The sequence below is a fragment of the Paraburkholderia sp. BR14374 genome (assembly GCF_040948685.1).
Lineage (GTDB): Bacteria > Pseudomonadota > Gammaproteobacteria > Burkholderiales > Burkholderiaceae > Paraburkholderia > Paraburkholderia youngii.
This window is the reverse complement of sequence record NZ_JBFPKF010000001.1, coordinates 716,369-735,669: the sequence shown is the minus strand read 5'-3', so window position 1 is coordinate 735,669 and position 19,301 is coordinate 716,369. Positions and strand designations below refer to the sequence as shown.

Annotated in this window: 16 protein-coding genes; 4 read left to right on the top strand and 12 right to left on the bottom strand. The window is 65.4% G+C overall.

Annotation, left to right across the window (positions count from 1 at the left end; genetic code table 11):
• Positions 1 to 24: 24 nt before the first annotated feature.
• Complete coding sequence (locus AB3X86_RS03320; protein ID WP_368594907.1) at positions 25 to 231, bottom strand: DUF3185 family protein; 207 nt, start codon at positions 229 to 231, stop codon at positions 25 to 27.
• A 226-nt stretch (positions 232 to 457) separates the two neighbouring features.
• Between AB3X86_RS03320 and mgrA the strand changes: the two genes are divergently transcribed.
• Positions 458 to 1,501 (top strand): L-glyceraldehyde 3-phosphate reductase, encoded by a 1,044-nt coding sequence (gene mgrA, locus AB3X86_RS03315; RefSeq protein ID WP_368594906.1) that lies wholly within the window; start codon positions 458 to 460, stop codon positions 1,499 to 1,501.
• A 102-nt stretch (positions 1,502 to 1,603) separates the two neighbouring features.
• On the opposite strand, the gene AB3X86_RS03310 is transcribed toward mgrA, so the two are convergent.
• The 5 genes from AB3X86_RS03310 to AB3X86_RS03290 form a co-directional block, all read right to left on the bottom strand.
• A complete protein-coding gene (locus tag AB3X86_RS03310) occupies positions 1,604 to 1,786 on the bottom strand; it encodes a hypothetical protein (protein WP_008923386.1) in 183 nt (60 codons plus the stop codon).
• 283 nt (positions 1,787 to 2,069) lie between these two features.
• Entirely contained in the window at positions 2,070 to 3,260 is a 1,191-nt protein-coding gene (locus AB3X86_RS03305) for an MFS transporter (protein WP_368594905.1), read from the bottom strand.
• Positions 3,261 to 3,478: 218 nt separating this feature from the next.
• Entirely contained in the window at positions 3,479 to 5,047 is a 1,569-nt protein-coding gene (locus AB3X86_RS03300) for an efflux transporter outer membrane subunit (protein WP_368595003.1), read from the bottom strand.
• Positions 5,048 to 5,055: 8 nt separating this feature from the next.
• The gene (locus AB3X86_RS03295) at positions 5,056 to 6,375 is read right to left on the bottom strand and encodes an efflux RND transporter periplasmic adaptor subunit (protein WP_368594904.1); all 1,320 of its coding nucleotides are present in this window, start codon (positions 6,373 to 6,375) and stop codon (positions 5,056 to 5,058) included.
• Positions 6,376 to 6,478: 103 nt separating this feature from the next.
• The gene (locus AB3X86_RS03290; protein ID WP_368594903.1) at positions 6,479 to 9,661 is read right to left on the bottom strand and encodes an efflux RND transporter permease subunit; all 3,183 of its coding nucleotides are present in this window, start codon (positions 9,659 to 9,661) and stop codon (positions 6,479 to 6,481) included.
• A 420-nt stretch (positions 9,662 to 10,081) separates the two neighbouring features.
• On the opposite strand from AB3X86_RS03290, the gene AB3X86_RS03285 reads away from it, so the two are divergent.
• A complete protein-coding gene (locus AB3X86_RS03285) occupies positions 10,082 to 10,294 on the top strand; it encodes a hypothetical protein (RefSeq protein ID WP_176122332.1) in 213 nt (70 codons plus the stop codon).
• A 219-nt stretch (positions 10,295 to 10,513) separates the two neighbouring features.
• On the top strand, positions 10,514 to 11,551 hold the full coding sequence (locus tag AB3X86_RS03280) for a serine/threonine protein kinase (protein ID WP_368594902.1): 1,038 nt from the start codon (positions 10,514 to 10,516) through the stop codon (positions 11,549 to 11,551).
• A gap of 19 nt (positions 11,552 to 11,570) precedes the next feature.
• Here the strand turns inward: AB3X86_RS03280 and AB3X86_RS03275 are convergent, their stop codons facing one another.
• A complete protein-coding gene (locus AB3X86_RS03275; protein ID WP_368594901.1) occupies positions 11,571 to 13,469 on the bottom strand; it encodes a DUF3857 domain-containing transglutaminase family protein in 1,899 nt (632 codons plus the stop codon).
• 334 nt (positions 13,470 to 13,803) lie between these two features.
• Between AB3X86_RS03275 and AB3X86_RS03270 the strand changes: the two genes are divergently transcribed.
• Positions 13,804 to 14,517: a PepSY-associated TM helix domain-containing protein gene (locus AB3X86_RS03270; RefSeq protein WP_368594900.1), complete on the top strand. Its 714-nt coding sequence runs from the start codon at positions 13,804 to 13,806 to the stop codon at positions 14,515 to 14,517.
• Positions 14,518 to 14,568: 51 nt separating this feature from the next.
• Here the strand turns inward: AB3X86_RS03270 and AB3X86_RS03265 are convergent, their stop codons facing one another.
• The 5 genes from AB3X86_RS03265 to AB3X86_RS03245 form a co-directional block, all read right to left on the bottom strand.
• Positions 14,569 to 15,591, bottom strand: a complete 1,023-nt coding sequence (locus AB3X86_RS03265) for an XdhC family protein (RefSeq protein WP_368594899.1) — start codon at positions 15,589 to 15,591, stop codon at positions 14,569 to 14,571.
• Entirely contained in the window at positions 15,564 to 16,184 is a 621-nt protein-coding gene (locus tag AB3X86_RS03260; RefSeq protein WP_368594898.1) for a CoxG family protein, read from the bottom strand. Before AB3X86_RS03260 ends, AB3X86_RS03265 begins: the two co-directional genes overlap by 28 nt.
• The gene (locus tag AB3X86_RS03255) at positions 16,175 to 17,440 is read right to left on the bottom strand and encodes a VWA domain-containing protein (protein WP_368594897.1); all 1,266 of its coding nucleotides are present in this window, start codon (positions 17,438 to 17,440) and stop codon (positions 16,175 to 16,177) included. The genes AB3X86_RS03260 and AB3X86_RS03255 overlap by 10 nt, the downstream gene beginning before the upstream one ends.
• Before the next feature lie 11 nt (positions 17,441 to 17,451).
• Positions 17,452 to 18,333 carry an AAA family ATPase gene (locus AB3X86_RS03250; protein ID WP_368594896.1) on the bottom strand — a complete coding sequence of 294 codons (882 nt, stop codon included), beginning with the start codon at positions 18,331 to 18,333 and terminating at the stop codon, positions 17,452 to 17,454.
• Positions 18,334 to 18,501: 168 nt separating this feature from the next.
• Positions 18,502 to 19,299 carry a xanthine dehydrogenase family protein subunit M gene (locus tag AB3X86_RS03245; RefSeq protein ID WP_368594895.1) on the bottom strand — a complete coding sequence of 266 codons (798 nt, stop codon included), beginning with the start codon at positions 19,297 to 19,299 and terminating at the stop codon, positions 18,502 to 18,504.
• Positions 19,300 to 19,301: the final 2 nt, after the last annotated feature.

Genomic DNA, 19,301 nt, shown 5'->3' with positions numbered 1-19,301 from the left:
TCGTCGCGGGCCTCGTGCGGACGCTCAGCGCTTGCGTCCCGACATCGCGATTCCCGTCAGCCCGGCGAGCGTCGCCACCACGCCCGCGACGATCAGCACGATCGCCTTGTTGCTCGGCGAACCGGTAAAGAAGCGCGACACGTCGCTGCTCACCGAATTGAACGCCTGCCCGCCGAAATACAGCAGCACGATGCCGCCTACAATCAGCGCGATCGAAATCGCCCTCGCCATCTGCACCTCCCATCAACTTGAACCGGCCAGAGTGTAGGTGAGCCGCGCGTGCTCGTCCATCCCGCATACTGGTGCCTGCAAGCGCCGCGTCGATTGGCTAACATAGCGGTCTAGCCGCACCACGGCGACATCACGACAATAAACTCCTCGAGCAGCACGCCTCCCGCAACGCGCGAATCCTCACGCCCGCAATTCTCGGGCGATCTCATCGACAAGGACACTAGCAATGGCTTACGAAGCAGCTTCAGAACGCTATTCGGACATGCAATACCGCGTCTGCGGCAAGTCGGGTCTCAAATTGCCGGCGCTATCGCTCGGCCTGTGGCACAACTTCGGCGACACCACGCCGATCTCGACGCAGCGTGACATCCTGCGCACGGCCTTCGACCTCGGCATTACGCACTTCGATCTGGCGAACAACTACGGCCCGCCGTACGGCAGCGCGGAAACCAATTTCGGCCGTCTTTTCAAGGACGATTTCAAGCCGTATCGCGACGAGTTGCTGATTTCGTCGAAGGCCGGTTGGGATATGTGGCCGGGTCCGTACGGCCAGGGCGGCGGCTCGCGCAAGTACGTGCTCGCGAGTCTCGACCAGAGCCTGAAGCGCATGGGCCTCGAATACGTCGATATCTTCTATTCGCATCGCTTCGACGCGCACACGCCGCTCGAGGAAACCGCGGGCGCGTTGGCGAGCGCGGTGCAGCAGGGCAAGGCGCTCTACATCGGCATCTCGTCGTACTCGTCGGCGAAGACCCGCGAAATGACCAGGTTGCTCGCCGAATACAAGGTGCCGCTGCTGATCCATCAGCCGTCCTACAACATGCTGAACCGCTGGATCGAACACGACCTGCTCGATACGCTCGCCGAAGTCGGCGCGGGCGCGATCGCGTTCACGCCTCTCGCGCAAGGGCTGTTGACCGGCAAGTACCTGAACGGCGTGCCGGCCGATGCGCGCGTCAACAAGCCGGGCGGCGGTTCGCTGAAAGACGAGCATCTGAACCCGCAGAACATCGAACACGTGAGGAAGCTCAACGACATCGCGCAGCGCCGTGGTCAGAGCCTCGCGCAGATGGCGCTCGCATGGGCGCTGCGCGATCAGCGCGTGACCTCGGTGCTGATCGGTGCGAGCCGCGCGGAGCAGGTGCGCGAGAACGTCGGCGCGCTGAAGAACCTCGCATTCTCGGCCGACGAACTCGCCGAAATCGATCGCTATGCGACCGAAGGCGGAGTCAACCTGTGGGAAAAGCCGTCGACGGACCAGGCGATCTGATCGCGTGAGGAGCCGTCCGCGCAACAGGCGGACCGAACGAACGGCAAAACGAAGCCGCACGCTCAGCGTGCGGCTTTTTCGTTGGTACTTCGCGCCGCGCCGCTACACGAGCGCCGGCAGACCCTCGACCAGCGCCACCGCGCACATCACACCGATCAGCGCGCCCAGCACACGCAGCGCGTTGTGTCGCAACTCGGTTTTGCAGGGCAGCGCGCCGACGAATAGCGCACCCGCTAACGCCATCGGAATGACCAGGATGAAATCGCCGATCGTGAAGTACGTCATCTTCGTCTCCTCCCATGCAGGATGGATGCTATTTCGTTCCGGCAGAGGCTGCGGTTTTGAAATCATGCAGTCCCAGTGCACGAATCGAGTATAGGAGACGGATGGAGCGGTGCGGCGGCGCGAGCTTGCGCGCCGGCGCGTATTCGCAAGCTGCTGAACCCCGGCGCGACGGGCGTGCGGCGATTGGCGCGGCGCAACAAAACACGGCGCAAAGTATCGAGCGTTCACTTACGCAAGCCTTTCGTTTTGCGCCGATCCATGCGGGATCGATGATCGCGCGCGGCTATTCGCGTGCGCGCAGGCGTGTCGCCGCGACCAGGCCGATCACGAGCAGCGCACCGACCAGCCCGACGACCCCGTTCCAGCCATGACCGGCCCACACGTGGCCGCCATAGGAGCCGACCAGGCTCGAGCCGATGTAGTACGCGAGCAGATATAGCGCAGCGGCCTGGCCTTTCGCGTCTTTCGCCAGACGCCCGACCCAGCCGCTCGCGACCGAATGCCCGGCAAAGAACCCGAACGTCACGCATGCGATGCCGGTCGCGACCGCCGCGAGCGGATGCAGCATCGTCAGCGCGAGGCCGAACACCATCAGCAGCAGGCTCCCGATCAGCACGCGCGCGCGGCCGAACGTATCGGCCATGCGCCCGGACCACGGCGACGCGACCACACCGACGAGATAGACGATGAAGATCGCACCGATCTCCGTCTGATTCAGCCGATACGGCGGCGCGAGCAGCCGGTAGCCGATGTAGTTGTACAGCGTGACGAAGCTGCCCATCAGAACGAAGCCGAGCAGGAACAGCAGCGGCAAGCCCCGTCGCGTGAACTGCCGCAACAGCAGCGTGCGGTGATGTGCGAAGCCGAGCCCGCGGCGTGGCACGAAATGGCGCGATGGAGGCAGCAGTGCGCGGAACGCGAGCATCGACAGCAGGCCGAGCACGCCGATCGTGCCGATTGCGACGCGCCATGAAAACAGATCGGCGACCACGCCGGTGATCACCCGCCCTGCCATCCCGCCGATCGCCGTGCCGCCGACGTACAAACCCATCGCGAGACCGAGACCGTCGGGATGCACTTCCTCGGCGAGATAGGCCATCGCGACGGCCGGCACGCCGCCGAGCGCGAGCCCTTCGAGCGTGCGCAGCACGAGTAGCTGATTCCAGTGCGGCGCCACGGATACGCCAATCGTCAGCACCGACGACACCGTCAGCGACAGCGTCATCAGCTTGTGCCGACTCCAGCCCTCGGAGACGAAACCGGCGACGAAAATCGCCAGCGCGAGCGCCGCGGTGGACAGCGACAGCGACAGACTGCTTTGCGCCGGCGTCACGTTGAACGCTTCGGAGAACGACGGCAGCAGCGGTTGCACGCAGTAAAGCAGCGAGAACGTCGCATAGCCGGCGAACAGTAGCGCGAGGCTGGCTCGCCAGTACGCGCGCGAGCCGCGTTCGAGATAGGGGATGTCCGACACGCTGGCGGTGCGGGTGGAAGCAACTGAAGCTGCAACGGGGGAGGGAACGGCAGATGCAGTCCGCTGGGATTGCGGCGGCAGGGTCACAACAGAACTCCTTGGGTCACACGGAAACGCGCAAAGGCGTTAAGGATACGCTGAAAACTCGTATCGAGCCCGTGGCGTGGGCAACCCGCGCGCCCTTCACGCCTCGCATGTCGCGCGCCCGTCTCCGGGCGCTAGCCGTGCGCGCCGGCGTCGTTGGCCGGCGCCGGCGTCTGCGTCGCACCCGAAGTCGCGGACGGCGGATGCCCGATCGCATCGTCGCCCGGCAGTCCCGACGTATCCCAGCTGCCGCCGAGCGCCTTCACGAGCGCGACGCTCGCGGCCATCCGGCGGCGCGCGATCGACACCGCGTTGCGCTCGTTGGTGAGCGTGGTCGTCTGCGCGACGACCACGTCGAGATAGGTGATCGCGCCGTTCCGGTAGCGGTCCGACACGACCGCGAGCGCGCGCCGCGCGGCCGCGACCGCGTCGTCCTGGGCGGCCGCTTCCTGTTCCAGCACGCGCAGCGCGGCGAGATTGTCCTCGACCTGGCCGAACGCGTTCAGCACCGTTTGCCGATATTGCGCGACGCTTTCCTCGTAGTGCGCGCGCGCCTGTTCCTTGACGGCCGCGCGGCCGCCGAAGTCGAGCAGTGTGCCCGCGAGCGTCGGCCCGAGCGACCACAGCCGGCTCGGCGCGAGCAGCCATTGGCTGTAATTGGTCGCTTCGAGTCCGCCCGTCACGGACAGCACGAGATTCGGGAAGAACGCCGCGGTGGCCACGCCGATCTGCGCGTTCATCGCGGCGACGTGCCGCTCGGCCGCAGCGATGTCGGGACGCCGCTCCAGCAATCCGGACGGCACGCCGGTCGCCGCGACGACCGGCACCGCGACGAGCGGCGCAACCGGCAGCGTGAAGGTCGACGGCGGCTGACCGATCAGGATCGCGATCGCATGTTCGAGTTGCGCGCGCTGCACGCCGAGGTCGAGCGCCTGCGCCTCGGTCGTCTTCAGCTGCGCTTGTGCCTGCGCGACGTCGGCATCGGTCGCGATGCCGCCGGCGTAGCGATGCTGCGTCAGTTCGAGCGCCTCCTGGTAGGCCTTGATCGTGTCGTCGAGGAGTCGGCGCTCCTGGTCGAGCCCGCGCAGCTCGAAGTAATCGGTGGCGAGCTCGGCCTGCATCGACAGCAGCGCGGCGTCGACGTCGGCGGCGCTCGCCTGCGCGCCAGCCTTCGCGCCTTCGACGCTGCGCGACACACGGCCCCAAAGATCGGGTTCCCACGACGCGTCGACCTGCACCAGATAGTCGTTCAGCGCGAGACCGGCGGTCGATTTATGCAGCACGTTCTCCGAGGTCCGCGTGCGCGAATACTGGACGCCCGCGGTGACCACCGGGAAGAATTGCGAGCGATATTGCGCGACGCTCGCGCGCGCCGCGCGAAAGCGCGCTTCGGCGGCCTGCACGTCCTGGTTCGCGCTCGCGACCTGCGGTTCGAGCGCATCGAGCGATGCGTCGCCATAGGTGCGCCACCACGCGCCGCGCGTGAGCGTGTCAGCGGGTTGCGCGGGCTTCCAGCCGGTGCCCTCGAGTTCGCGCCAGGTCGCGGGCGTGACGGCGGCGGGCTTCACGTAGTCGGGGCCGACGGTGCAGGCGCCGAGCGCGCCGGCGAGAGCCAGCGCGACTGCCGGGGCGCGAATGGAAACGCTCGCCGACCCGCGCGCGAATTCAGCCGAAGACGCAAGCACGCGCCGCAAAACCGACATCTTCATCATCACGTCCTCGCGCCCGGCCGCGCGCCGGCTAGCGCCGCCGGCGAGCTGGCCGCCGCGCCGGTCGCACCGGCCGCTCCAGCCGCTCCACCCGCGCCTTCCGAAGCCGGACCGTCTTCCGCCTTGCGCGGCACGATGCGCACCGGTGCGCCATCGACGATTGAATCCTGCGGATTCAGGATCACCTGCTCGTTGCCCTGCAAGCCCGCCACGATCGCGACGCGCGTGCCGAAGTCCGTGCCGAGCGATACCGGCAGCAGCTTCACCTTGTGCTGGGGATCGACGGTCGCGACCTTGACGCCGTCGGGGCGGAACAGCAGCGCGTTGCCTGGCAGAGTGAACGACGCCGTGCCCGCGCCGAGCGCGAAATGCACCTGCGCGTACGCGCCCGGCAACAGCTCGCCGCTGCGATTGTCGACGTCGACTTCGACGAGCATCGTGCGCTGCTGCGGATCGACCGCGCCGGCGGTGCGCGCGACCGTGCCCGGATAGTGCCGCGAGGGCATCTCGGTCAGCGTCAGAAACGCGCTCTGCTGCGCGCGCACCTGCTGCGCGTACGCTTGCGGCACGTTCACATAGACGCGCAGCCGGTCCGCCTGCGCCACATGAAACAGTTCCTTCGCGGGACCGCCCGAGCTGCCCGCGTCGATCAGCGCGCCGACGTCGACGTTGCGCGCGGTCACGGTGCCGTCGAACGGCGCATAGACTTTCTGGAACGACTGGGTCTTTTCGAGTCGTGCGACGTTGAAACGCGCGGCGTCGAGCGTGGCCTTTTTCGCGAGCATGTCGCCGACCTTTTCGTCGGTCTCCTGCTTCGACACCGACTTGCTTCTGAACATATCCGTCCAGCGATCCGCAGTGCTCTTCGCCAGCGCGTAATTCGCTTCGGCGTTCGCGAGATCGGCGCGGGCGGCGCGCAACTGGTCGTCGATTTCGGGCGTGTCGATTTCCGCGAGCAACTGGCCGCTCTTCACGCGCGCGCCGATGTCGGCGTACCACTTCTTCAGATAGCCGTTGGTGCGTGCGTAGATCGGCGTGTCGAGGAAGGCCTGCACGTTGCCGGGCAACATCAGATCGAACCCGGCCGACGACTTCTGCGGCTGCACGACTTCGACGCTCATCTGGCTCGTGTGCTCGGCATCGCGTTCGAGCGCCGCATGCGCATCGTGGCGCGACCAGATGCCTTGCGCGGCGAGCGCGAGCACCGCGACGGCGGCGGCGATCATGATGAGGCGCGTGCGTCGCGCTTTCGCCGGATCATGCGCGGCGTGACCGCCAGAGCCAGAGCCCGAACCCGAGCCTCCGGGACGTTGTGCTTCCATCAAGCTTCCCCTTCGAAATTGCATGGGCAGTCGAGGCTGCCTCTTGTGTCGTGGCATCGCATGTTGCGCGTGCCAGTTGGTACGGTCATCGCGTGCTGGATGTTCATGGCTTCTGCACCACGTGTTCCGCGGCACGCTGATGCCGCGCCGCGAGCCGTCGATAGATCATCGAGAACACCACCGGCACGAAGATCAGCGTGGCCAGCGTGCCGACCGCGAGCCCGCCGATCACCGCGCGCCCGAGCGGCGCATTCTGCTCGCCGCCTTCGCCGAGACCGATCGCCATCGGCACCATGCCGATCACCATCGCGAGCGCGGTCATCAGCACCGGGCGGAAACGCGTGAAGCCCGCTTCGATCGCCGCGCGGGTCGCGTCGCCGTGCAGCAGCAGCTGTTCGCGCGCGAAGCTGATCACCAGAATCGAGTTCGCGGTCGCGATGCCGATACACATGATCGCGCCGGTGAGGGCCGGGATCGACAGTGTGGTGTGGGTGAGGAACAGCATCCACACGATGCCCGCGAGCGCGCCCGGCAGCGCGGTGATGATGATGAACGAATCGAGCCACGACTGGAAATTGACGACGATCAGCAGATACACGAGCAGCACCGCGAACACCAGACCGGCGAGCAGGCCCGAGAACGACTCGTTCATCGTTTGCACCTGGCCGCGCAGTTCGATCGTCGAGCTCTTCGGCAGCTCGGCTTTCGATTCGTCGATGATCTTGCGGATGTCGTCGGACACGCCGCCGAGGTCGCGGCCGTCGGCGGTGCCGTAGATGTCGATCGTGGTTTGCGCGTTGTAGTGCGTGAGCACCGCGTTGCTGGCTTCGCGGCGCATCGTCGCGAGCGAGCCGAGAATGTTGTTGCGGCCGTTGGCGTTCAACGGAATGTTCGCGAGCGATTGCAGCGAATCGATGGTGTATTGCGGCGCTTCCGTGATCACGTTGTAGCTGACGCCGTTGCGCGGATTGAGCCAGAACGTCGGCGTGGTCTGCTGGCTGCCCGACAGCGTGATCAGCAGATTGCTCGCGATATCGCGCTGCGAAAAACCCGCTTGCTGCGCGCGCGTGCGATCGACGTCGATGAAAATCCGCGGCAGATCGGCGGGCTGCTGGATGCGCGCATCGACGAGACCCGGCACCGTGCGCAGACGGTTCAGCAGCTTCGCGGCGAACGCACGATTGGCGGCTACCTCACGGCCGACGATCTGGATGTCGATCGCCGACGGCATGCCGAAATTCAGCGTCTGACTGACGATATCGGCCGGCAGAAACGCGAACTGCACGCCGGGGAATTCGTCGGTGAGCGTGCGCCGCAAGGTGCGCACATAGCCGGCGCTCGGATGATGTTCGGGATTCAGCGTGATCAGGATGTCCGAGTCGGAGGTGCCGATCGTGCCCGTGTTGCTGTACGACAGGTTGATACCCGACACCGGCAGGCCGATATTGTCGATGATCGAATGCAGTTCGCCGGCCGGAATCAGCTGACGGATGCGCGCATCGACTCGATCGGTCAGCACCGCGGTTTCCTCGACCCGCATGCCGGTTTTTGCGCGCATATGTAGTGCGATCGTGCCGGCATCGACGGCGGGGAAAAAGTCGCGGCCGATAAACGTCAGCAATAGCAGCGACGCGCCACAGCACACGAGAAACAGCGTGACGAACAGACCCGGTCGCGCGATACGCGCTTCGAGAAACACGCGATAGCGCTCGCGCAAACGCGAGAAACCGCGCTCAAACGCATAGTGCACGCGCATGAACGGATTGCGCGTTTGCGCCGGTGCGTGATGCAGATCAGCGGGCTTGTGGTGATAGCGCAGCAGATATTTCGCGAGCGTCGGCACGAGCGTACGCGAGAAGAAGTACGACGCGAGCATCGCGAACACCACCGCTTCGGCGAGCGGAATGAACAGGTAGTGCGCGACACCGGTGAGCAGAAACATCGGCACGAACACGATACAGATCGACAACGTCGACACGAGCGTCGGAATCGCGATCTGATGCGCGCCGTCGAGAATCGCCTGTTCCAGCGTCTTGCCCTGTTCGAGCTGATGGCTGATGTTCTCGATCGCGACCGTCGCATCGTCGACCAGAATCCCGACCGCGAGCGCGAGCCCGCCGAGCGTCATGATGTTGATCGTCTGGCCGAGCGCGGACAACGCGATGATCGACGTGATCATCGACAACGGAATCGATACCGCGATGATCAGCGTCGCGCGCCAGTTGCCGAGGAACAGCAGAATCATCAGGCCCGTCAGGCACGCGGCGATCAGCGCTTCACGCAGCACGCCCTCCACCGACGCACGCACGAACAGCGACTGGTCGGCGACAGGGTCGATATTCAGCGACGGCGGCACCAGATTGCGCAGCGTCGGCATCATCGTCTTGATGCGGTCGACGATATCGAGCGTGGACGTGTTGCCGCTTTTGTTGATCGTCAGCAGCGCGGCGCGCTGGCCGTTCACGCGCACGATGTTGGTCTGCGGCTGGTAGCCGTCGCGCACGTGCGCGACGTCGCGGATATAGACGGTGCCGCTTGCGGTGGTGCGGATAGGAATGTTGTTCAGCCCGGCGAGCGAATCGGGGCTGCCGTTCATTACCACCGAGTACTCGGTCGAGCCGATTTTCGCGGTGCCCGAAGGCAGAATCAGGTTCTGCGCGGAGACCGCGCTGACCACGTCCATCGGCGACAGATTGCGCTCCTGCAGCTTGCGCGAATCGATATCGATCATGATCTGCCGTTGCTTGCCGCCATACGGCAGCGGCGCGGATGCACCCGGCACGGTGGCGAGCTGCGTCTTCAGGAAGTTATTGCCGAAGTCGAACAGTTCCTGCTCGGTCAGCGACGCGGACGACAACGCGAGCCGCAGAATCGGCACCGTCGACGCGTTGTAGCGCAGGATGAACGGCGGGGTGATGCCGGGCGGCAGCGAGCGCACTTGCGACTGCGACAGCGCGGTGACCTGCGCGAGCGCTTCGTCGATATTCGCGCCCGGCTGGAAAAAGATCTTGATGACCGTGATGCCGTTCAGCGACGTCGATTCCGTGTGTTCGATATCGTTGACCGCTACCGACAAGCCGCGCTCGTAGTTCAGCGCGATGCGCCGCTCCATTTCGTCGGCGGGCAGGCCGTTGTACGACCAGATCACCGACAGCACCGGAATATCGATGTTCGGAAAGATGTCGGTGGGCGTGCGCAGAATCGTCAGTGGCCCGACGATCAGCAACAGCAACGCCAGCACGACGAACGTATAGGGGCGCCGTAGCGCAAGACGAACGATCCACATGACTAGTGCAGTCGAATGAAATCAGCGGCACTCGCGCCGCGCGGATCGGAAACGCAGGCGCGCCGGTCGGCGCGAAGGCAGGTGCGAAGCTGCGCCTCACTCGCATCTGGCAGATCGTTCTGGTAATGCACGTTTTTGATGTCTCCCCCCGGCAGGGTTTATGATGGTCTTCATTACGACGTCTGACGCCGAGATCATCGGCTGTGCGCAGCGTAATGGGAATAGGGCGAAACGACTGGTGAAAGCCTTCTATTCGCCTTCCCAAAGCCCCGCAAAGCGGGAACAATGACTCGAACCTCTCACGCGCCATGCGCGCGACAGATCAAGTGCGCACGCAACGTCCAATGCGAAGCGGCGTTTTTATCATCACCTCGACCGGCGTGAAATCATAAAGCCGGCTAAGGGAAGCGGGGAATTATCATGCAAGTCGGTTCCATTGTCCGATCGGTACATATCGCCGTGCCGCAAGGCGCGCGCGGAATCGTCATGCGCATTCTTGGCGACATGGCGATGGTGGCGTGGTACGCCGGCGAACCCGGCGCATCGCCGCAGCTCAATACCGAACCCTTTTTCCTCGAAGATCTGATCGATACCGGCGACCTGATACGTCCGGCCGGCGCGCAGACGCATTGAACGAGAGGCTTACCTGTTGCTCATTGCCGTGGTGTGACACGCAGGAGCGGGCTGTAGTGATGTTGTAAGGTGAGATCGGCTCGCCAGCATCGCTGCGGGTCGATGCGCGCGTCGATTCACGGCGCGCCGCAAATCAGCCCGTATTTCTAAGCGATGCCACGCACGCATTGCGAGCCGTCGCCCTCGTCTTTAGCCGCGGCGCGGCGCACAATGCGGGGCATGAACGACACCATTCCCGATAATTTCCATCCTGAGGCCGGCGCCGATGGCGCCGTGCCGTTCGCGCGGCTCACGCCGGAAACCGTGCTGGACGCGATCGACGGCGTGCTCGCAACGTCCGGCGTGCGGACCGACGGCCGTCTGCTGCCGCTCAACAGCTACGAAAATCGCGTGTATCAGGTCGGCGTCGAAGACGGTCCGCCCGTGGTCGCGAAGTTCTATCGTCCCGAGCGTTGGAGCGACGCGGCGATTCTCGAAGAGCACGCGTTCGTCGCCGAGCTCGCCGCGCGCGAGATTCCGGCCGTGCCTGCGCGCATGCTCGATGGCCGCACACTGCATAGCTTCGACGGTTTCCGCTTCTCGGTCTTCGAGCGACGCGGAGGTCGCGCGCCGGATCTCGATCGGCGCGACACGCTCGAATGGCTCGGACGTTTCATCGGACGCATTCATGCGATCGGGCAGACCCAGGACTACGCGGCACGTCCCGCGCTGAACATCGACACGTTCGGCTACGAGCCGCGCGACTTCCTGCTCGCGCATCGTTTCGTGCCCGACGACCTGCGCACCGCGTGGGAAACCGTCGTGAATCTTGCGCTCGAAGGCGTCGCGCGTGCGTTCGAGCGGGCCGGCGAGATTCGCACCTTGCGTCTGCATGGCGACTGTCATCCGAGCAACGTGTTGTGGACCGATGCGGGCCCGCATTTCGTCGATTTCGACGACAGCCGCATGGGTCCGGCGATTCAGGACCTGTGGCTGCTGCTACCGGGTGAACGCGCGGAGGCGTCGCGCGCGCTCGCCGATCTGCTCGCCGGCTACGAGGATTTCTGCGAGTTCGAGCCGCGCGAACTGTATCTGATCGAAGCGCTGCGCACGTTGCGGCTGATTCACTATCAGGCATGGCTCGCGCGCCGCTGGAACGATCCGGCGTTTCCGGCGGCGTTTCCATGGTTCAACACCCAACGCTACTGGGAGGACCGCATCCTCGAGATGCGCGAGCAGATCGGCGCGATGCAGGAAGGGCCGTTGTGGCCGGTTTGACGCGTTGACGCGTTGATGGTCAAGGCGCCTGCGACGCCACGTTCGACGACTCCACCAGCGTCGATCTGACGATCACCTCCGCACGCACGTCCCGTCCGATCGCTTCGATCGCGGGACGCATGCGCGTGAAATCTTCGGGCGTGCACACGTCGCTGTCGAAATGGGTGGCGCCGTCGCGCGTCATCGTGACCACGTTGCTGAGCGGATCGAACGTGTACTCCGACGTGAAATCGACGAAGCGGTCCTGCGTGCGTTGCGCCTCCGGCATGTCGAGCACGCGGAAGTTGGCCGGCAGTTCGATGCGCGCGCGTTCGTGGATCGCGAGGTTGTGGCACACGAACGGCTGCGTGCGCTTGCGTTCGCCGAGCCAGTAGCGCGTATCGGCCTCGACGCCGCCGCCGAGGCTCGTCAAGGCCGGGATCGATGCGGTCATGCCGGTCACCACGAGACTTTCCAGCGTGCCTTTCATCGTCAGCGTGAGCGGGCCGTCGACTGCGCTGAGGTCGCTCGTCGTCAGCGTCGCGGTGCCGCGCAGATTCGCGTTGCGCAACTCGGCCTGGATCGATTCCTCTCGTTGCCCGGGCGTCTGCGTGCGTAGCCGCGCGCGGGCCTGCTCGGCATGCGGTCCGGCATCCTGCAGCCGATACGTGAAGCTCGCCGAGCCGTCCGGTTCGATCTTGATCGCGAGATCGGTGCTGCGCGACATCTGCGCGGTGGCCGGTGTTTGTGCGAGCACGCCGTCGTCGATCAACACGGTGGGACGGTTCATGTCGGATGAAGGCAGAAAACCGAACTCGACGTTCGACGCGGTCGAATCCGCGTACGTCTGCAAATCGGGCAGCCACGTGATCGCATGATTGATGACGCCGTAGCCGGGCACGCTCGGCAGCGTGTAGATGGTGCCGCTGCTGATCAGCGCCGGCTCGTTGCGCACGCCGACCGCGTCGAGCAGCGCGCCGTAGAGCGCGACATGGTCCTTGCAATCGCCATAGCGGTTCGCGAGGATCGCGCTCGCGCTGTGCGGCACGACGGAGCCTCGCCCGACGTAGATCGCGACATAGCGGATATTGCGGCGAACCCAGTCGTACAGCGTTTTGGCTTTGTCGCGCGGGGTGTGATCGTGCGCGGTCAACTGCTGCGCGAGCTGGGTGATCGCGGCGTCGTGCGTACCCGGGTCGGCCGCGGAGCTGCGATAGGACGCGGCGAACGCGGCATAGCTCGGAAACGTCGACACCATCAGCCGATCCCCGTATGACACGTACGCGATCGAGCCGCGTTCGAGCCGGTCGAAATGCGCCTTGTCGTAGCGGAATTCGTAGCGCGTGCGGCCGTCGCGCGTGATGGGCGTCACCGCGCTGAAGCCGCGCGCGTCCGCGTACAACGGCTTGTCAGCGGGCAGGTCGTAGATCAGGCGGAAGTTGCGGGTCGGCGCGAGGTCGGGCGGCGTGAAGTCGCTGAATTCTCCAGGCACGATCGGCTGCCGCTGCGTCTTGCGGTACATCAGATGCACGCGCGCGCCGGGTTCGACCGCGGGGAACACGATCGCCTTTTCCTGGATGTCCTGGAACATCGGCGCGTCGAACGAACGGACTTCCTGCACGTCGCGGATCTGCTCGGGCGCTACGTCGTGACGTTTACCATCGGCGGTGACCGTATAGGCCTCGAGGATCTGCACGTCGGCCATGTTGCGGTTGAACCAGATGTATTGCTGCGCGACCCGCTCGACACCGGCTTCGTTGTTCACGCGCAGCGTCATCGAATCGAGCTTCGCATACGAGCCGTCCGCGTTGATGGTGAAGGTCTGCGTCTCGCCTTCGTTGGTGTACGGGTCGTCCAGTTTGACCGGCACGCTCGCGCTCGCGGCATGAATGCCGGCCAGCCAGCTGGCGGTGGCAAGGACCACGAGGCAGAGTCGCATGACGGCAGGTATCCCCGGACGATAACGTTGACGGCATCGCCAGCTAGCGTCGTTTCACGCCGCGCGGATGTCAAGCGGCTGGCGCGCATCTGGAAGCGACTCGGAGATTGCCCGGCGGGTATGCACCGCGCACCCACAGCGTCCCGACATTGAGCAAAACACTTAATCGTGTAATGATAATGTTTCTCAATTGAAAGGCATCGCAAGCTTTTTGTCGCGCGTCTCCTCCTCTGTAACCGCCAGCCAGCCCTTCACGCGATCGCCCGGACCACAAGCCGGCCGATCCGCCTCTTCTCACTCGAATTCTTGTTACCGCTGTAGCCCGGAGTCCGTTTTGAAAGCGCCTGAATCGATCGATTTGAAACCTACCGTCGCCGCGCCGGGCGTCTCCGCGCCGGGCGCCGCCGCGCAGCAGGCGCCGGGGCGGCAACGTTCGCGTCGTGCGACCTTCATCAAGTGGCTGCGCAATGTGCATGGCTGGATCGGCTTGTGGGGCGCGGTGCTCGGGCTGATGTTCGGCGTGACCGGTTTTCTGCTCAATCATCGCGCCGGTCCGCTCAAAGTTTCCCCGGGCGCGCCGCAGGTCGAGGAAATGCAGATCGCGGTGCCTGAGAAACCGCTGCACTCGCCGGGGGAGATGGCGAAGTGGCTGCAACGCGAACTGAAGATCGACGGCAAGCCTGGACGCGCGAAGCGCGAGCCCGCCCATCCGGTCGCGTGGGGCGATCACAGCACGATTCAGCCTGAGCAATGGCAGGTCGGCATCATGGGCCCGGGCCAGAGCGTGCAGGCCGAGTACTGGGTCGGCAATGGCTTCGTGACGGTGAAGCACACGCGCAACTCGTTTTTCGCGACGCTGAGCAATCTGCACAAGGGCGTGGGTCTCAGCGTCGGGTGGGTGCTGTTGATCGACACGATCGCGGGCAGCCTGATTCTGCTGTCGCTGACCGGCGTGCTGCTGTGGACCGAATTGAATAAACGCCGCGTGGTGGGCGTGGTACTGGTGAGCGGATCAGTGATCGCGGCGGTGGTTTGCGGCTTGATGTAAGCGCGGAAGGCACGCCCGGTGCCCTCCGTCTGGTTTGTTGAAGGCGGCAGGCTACACTTTGCAAGCGGCGCCACCCGACGCCGCAATCTCCCGCGCAGCCTTCGCCCCTTCGACCTGCAATAGCGTCGGCAGCGACACGCCATTCTTGGCCGCCGTCACCTCCGCGAGAATCGACACGGCGATCTCAGGCGGCGTCCTGCTGCCGATATAAATGCCGACTGGCCCATGCAAACGGGCCAGTTCGGCTTCGTTCAAATCGAACTCCTTCAAACGCTCGCGTCTCGCGTGATTGTTCCGGCGCGAGCCGAGCGCGCCGACATAAAACGCCGGCGTCTTCAATGCTTCCATCAGCGCGAGATCGTCGAGCTTCGGATCGTGCGTGAGCGCGATCACCGCAGAGCGCTCGTCGAGCTTCATGTCGATCACGGTATCGTCCGGCATCGTGCGGACGATCTTCGTGCCCGGCACGTCCCATTCCTCGGTGTATTCCTCGCGCGGATCGCAGACCGTCACCTGATAATCGAGCCCCACCGCGATGTGGCACAGGTAGCGCGACAACTGCCCGGCGCCGATCACGAGCATCCGGTAGCGCGGGCCGTGAATCGTCAGCAGACGCTCACCGTCGAAATGCACGCCGTCGGTCGCCTGCGCGTTGTCGAGCCGCACCGCGCCCGTCGCCATGTCGAGTTCACGCGCGACGAGCCGGCCGTTCTCCACCGCGTGACACAACTCGGCGATGCCGCTTTGCCGCGTCAACGGTTCTAGCACGAGCTGGATCGTGCCGCCGCACGGCAGCCCGAAGCGATGAGCTTCCTCGGCTGTGATCCCGTATTTCACCGCTTCCGGATGCGTCTGCTCGATGCCCTGTTGCCGTACGCGGTCAATCAGATCGTCTTCGATGCAGCCGCCCGACACCGAGCCCACCACGAGGCCGTCGTCGCGCACCGCGAGCATCGCGCCCTCGGGACGCGGCGACGAGCCCCACGTCTTCACGACCGTCACGAGGAGCGCGCGATGTCCGTCGTCCAGCCAGCGGGCGCTGGTTTTCAGAACTTCGAGATCCACGCTGTCCATGATTTCTTCCCCTTCTTGGTTTCGCCGCCGGACTCTCCGTCCGCGGCGTCGTTCGATTCCGCTTGCGCAGACGCGGACGCTGACGCTGACGCAGCTTCGGCTTCGGTATCCACCGAGGCGTCACCGTCCGCCGCTTCATCAGCGCTATTCTCACCCGAGAGCTGGGCACTCAAGCGCTTGAAAAACTCCCCGGCAATCTTGCGCGCCGCGCCGTCGACGAGCCGCGAGCCGATCTGCGCGAGCTTGCCGCCGACCTGCGCGTTGGCGGTGTAGGAGAGTTTCGTCGCGGCATCGCCGTCGGCTTCGAGCGTGACCTGCGTATTGCCCTTCGCGAAGCCGGCCGCTCCGCCCTGGCCTTCGAACACGATCGTGTAGGCGTTCGGCGCGTCGATGTCGGTCAGTTGCATGCGCCCCTTGAAGCGCGCCTTGACCGGGCCGACCGCCGCGCTCAGCGTGACCAGGTACGCGTTTTCGCCGTCCGGGTCGATGCTTTCGCAACCGGGGATGCAGACGCGCAGAATCTCCGTGTCGTTCAACGCGTCCCACGTTTGCTGCTGCGCGACCGGCAGCGTATGAGTTTCGCTCAATTCCATGACGTTGCTCCTGCGAGTGTCGTCGCGGCGACGGCGTGGCGAGGCGTGCGCGTCAATTGCGCGAGATCGCGGCCGAACGCTGCGAGACTGTCTAGATTATGAACCGGACGATGCGCGTCGACATACGGCAGGATCGCCTGCACGCCGCGCGCCTTCGGAGTGAAGCCGCTGAACCGCAGCAGCGGATTGAGCCACACGATGCGATGCGCGAAACGTGCGAGGCGCGCCATTTCGGTATCGAGCACGTCGATCGCTTCGTGATCGAGACCGTCGGTGACGAGCAGCACCGTTGCACGACCTGTGAGCACGCGGCGCGCCCAGCGTCGGTTGAATTCGGCGAGCGCCGCGCCGATGCGCGTGCCGCCCGACCAGTCGACCACCTGATCGCTGAGCGTCGCGATCGCGACGTCGGGATCGCGTTCGCGCAATGCGCGCGTCGCGTTCGTGAGCCGCGTGCCGAACAGAAACACCTGCAGACGTTCGCGCGACTGCAACAACGCGTGGCAGAAGTACAGCACCGCGCGCGAGTAGTTGCTCATCGAGCCGGAAATGTCGAGCAGCAGCACGAGCGGCGGCTTGCGCTCGACCCTCGCGCGATACTTCCACACGGTCCAGTCGCCACCGGCGCGCACCGCGTGCCGCGCGCTCGCGCGCAGGTCCGCGTGCGTGCCGTGCGATGCCGCCTTCAGACGCCGCGTCGGTTCGGTGGCGAGCGGCAGCCGCTGGCCGCGGATCAGATGACGCAGCGTGCGCCATTCGTCGGCGCTCAGCGTGTCGAAATCGCGATGACGCAGCCGCTCTTCCGCGCTGAACGTCAACTGGGCATGCAACTCGTGCTGCTCGGTTTCTTGCGGCGCATTCAGAGGCGGCGACGGCGGCATGCGTACCGCGAGCGCATCGGCGAGACGGTTGTTGCGCTTCGGCGGCGGCAGGCCGTCGCGCACTTTCGGCAGCAGCAGTGCGCGCAGCTTGCCCTCCCAGTCGGGGTCGCGCCAGAAAAGATCGAATGCGGCATTGAAGAGCTCGCGTTCGTCGGGCGCGGTGACGAGCAGCGCGGCAAGCGCGGCGCGCACGTCGTCGCGGCGGCCGAGATCGATCCACTGCAACGCGGCGAGCGCGTCGACGGCCTGTGCGGGCGACATCGGCAAACCGGCGCCGCGCAGCACGCGCACGAAATGAACGACGTTGCGCGCGAGCATGGGCGCGGACTGCTGCTTTTCGCCGTCGTGTCTGCCTATGCCGATGTCGTTCGTCATGCCGACGACCCTCACCCGGCCAGACACTGCGAGATCTGCGCGGCATCCACGCGCGCGAGATCGTCCTGATACTTGAGCAGCACGCCGAGCGTGTTCTGCACCGATTGCGGATCGAGCTCCGTCACCGACAGCGCTTCGAGCGCGCGGCACCAGTCGATCGTTTCTGCGATGCCGGGCGCCTTGAACAGGTCCATGCCGCGCAGCCGATGCACGAAGTCGACCGCGCGCCGCTGCAATTGCGCCGACGTTTGCGGCGCGCGCGCGGCGACGATCTCGAGTTCGCGCTCGCGATCCGGATAGCCGATCCATTGATACAGACAGCGGCGCTTCAACGCATCGTGCACTTCGCGCGTGCGGTTCGACGTCATGATGACGAGCGGCGGCTGTGCGGCGCGCACGGTGCCGTATTCGGGAATCGATACCTGGAAATCCGAAAGCAGTTCGAGCAGGAAAGCCTCGAACGGTTCGTCGGCGCGGTCGATTTCGTCGATCAGCAGCACGCGTCGCGCGCCGGGATGGTTTTCGTCGGGCATCAGTGCCTGTAGAAGCGGACGCTTCAGCAGGAATTCGCCGCGATACAGCGTGTCGTTGTCGGGGCGCTCGCCGCTCGCTTCGGCGAGCCGCAGCGCCATGATCTGGCGCGGGTAGTCCCACTCATAAAGCGCGCTCGCGGTGTCGAGTCCTTCATAGCATTGGAGCCGCAGCAGCGTGGTGCCGAGCATGCCGGCCGCCGCTTTCGCGAGCTCGGTCTTGCCGACACCCGGCTCGCCTTCGACGAACAGCGGCCGCTCCATGCAGAGCGCGAGATACAGCGCGGTCGCGAGTTCGCGGCTCGCGAAATAGCCTTGGGCGGCGAGTTGGGCGAGGGTGTCGTCGATCGAAGCCGGCTGCATGGTGGTCCTGAATCTGCGCGACAGGCCATGACAAGGCGTGGCGCGAGTGAAGAACGCAATGGGCGCGAGCTCGGCGTCGAACGCAGGCGCCTGCTCGCGAAAGGAACGAAGCCGGCTTGCGCGCGCCAAGATGTTCGCGCGGCAAGCCGGGCCGCCTAGCGAGTATCGCTAGGCATTTGCCTTCGCGACCGCGCGCGCGGCGAGCAGCGGAATCAGATGCGCGCGATACGCGGCGCTCGCGTGCATGTCGTCGTTCAGCTCGTCGGGCGACACGCTGACCGCGCGTGCCGCCTCGGGCGTGAAGTTCGCCGACAGCGCGCTTTCGAGCTCGGGCACGCGAAATACCGACGACGCCGCACCCGTCACCGCAACCCGCACACCGCCTGCGGACTTCGCGACGAACACGCCGACCAGCGCGAAGTGCGAGGCCGGATTGCGGAATTTCTCGTACGCGGCGCGCTCGGGCACCGGAAACTCGACGGCGACGATCAACTCGTCGGGTTCGAGCGCGGTCTCGTACATGCCGACGAAGAAATCGCTCGAGGCGATGCGCCGCCGATCCGTGACGATCGTCGCGTCGAGCCCCATCGCGGCGGCCGGGTAGCACGCGGCCGGATCGTTGTTCGCGAGCGAGCCGCCGATCGTGCCGAGCGCGCGCACCTGGCGATCGCCGATATTCGAAGCCAGCTCCGCGAGCGCGGGCAACACGCGCCGCACGTCCGCATGCTCGGCGACGTCGGCATGACAAACGGCCGCGCCGATCGTTACCTTGTTGGCGTCGACGCTAATCGTCTTGAGCGCGGGAATGCGCGTCACGTCGATCAGTTGCGACGGCTGCGCAAGACGCAGGCGCATCGTCGGCAGAAGGCTCTGGCCGCCGGCGAGAAACTTCGCTTCCGGGTCGGCGGTGAGGGCTGCGGCGGCGGCTTGCGGATCCGTCGCGCGTTGATACTCGAATGAATACATGT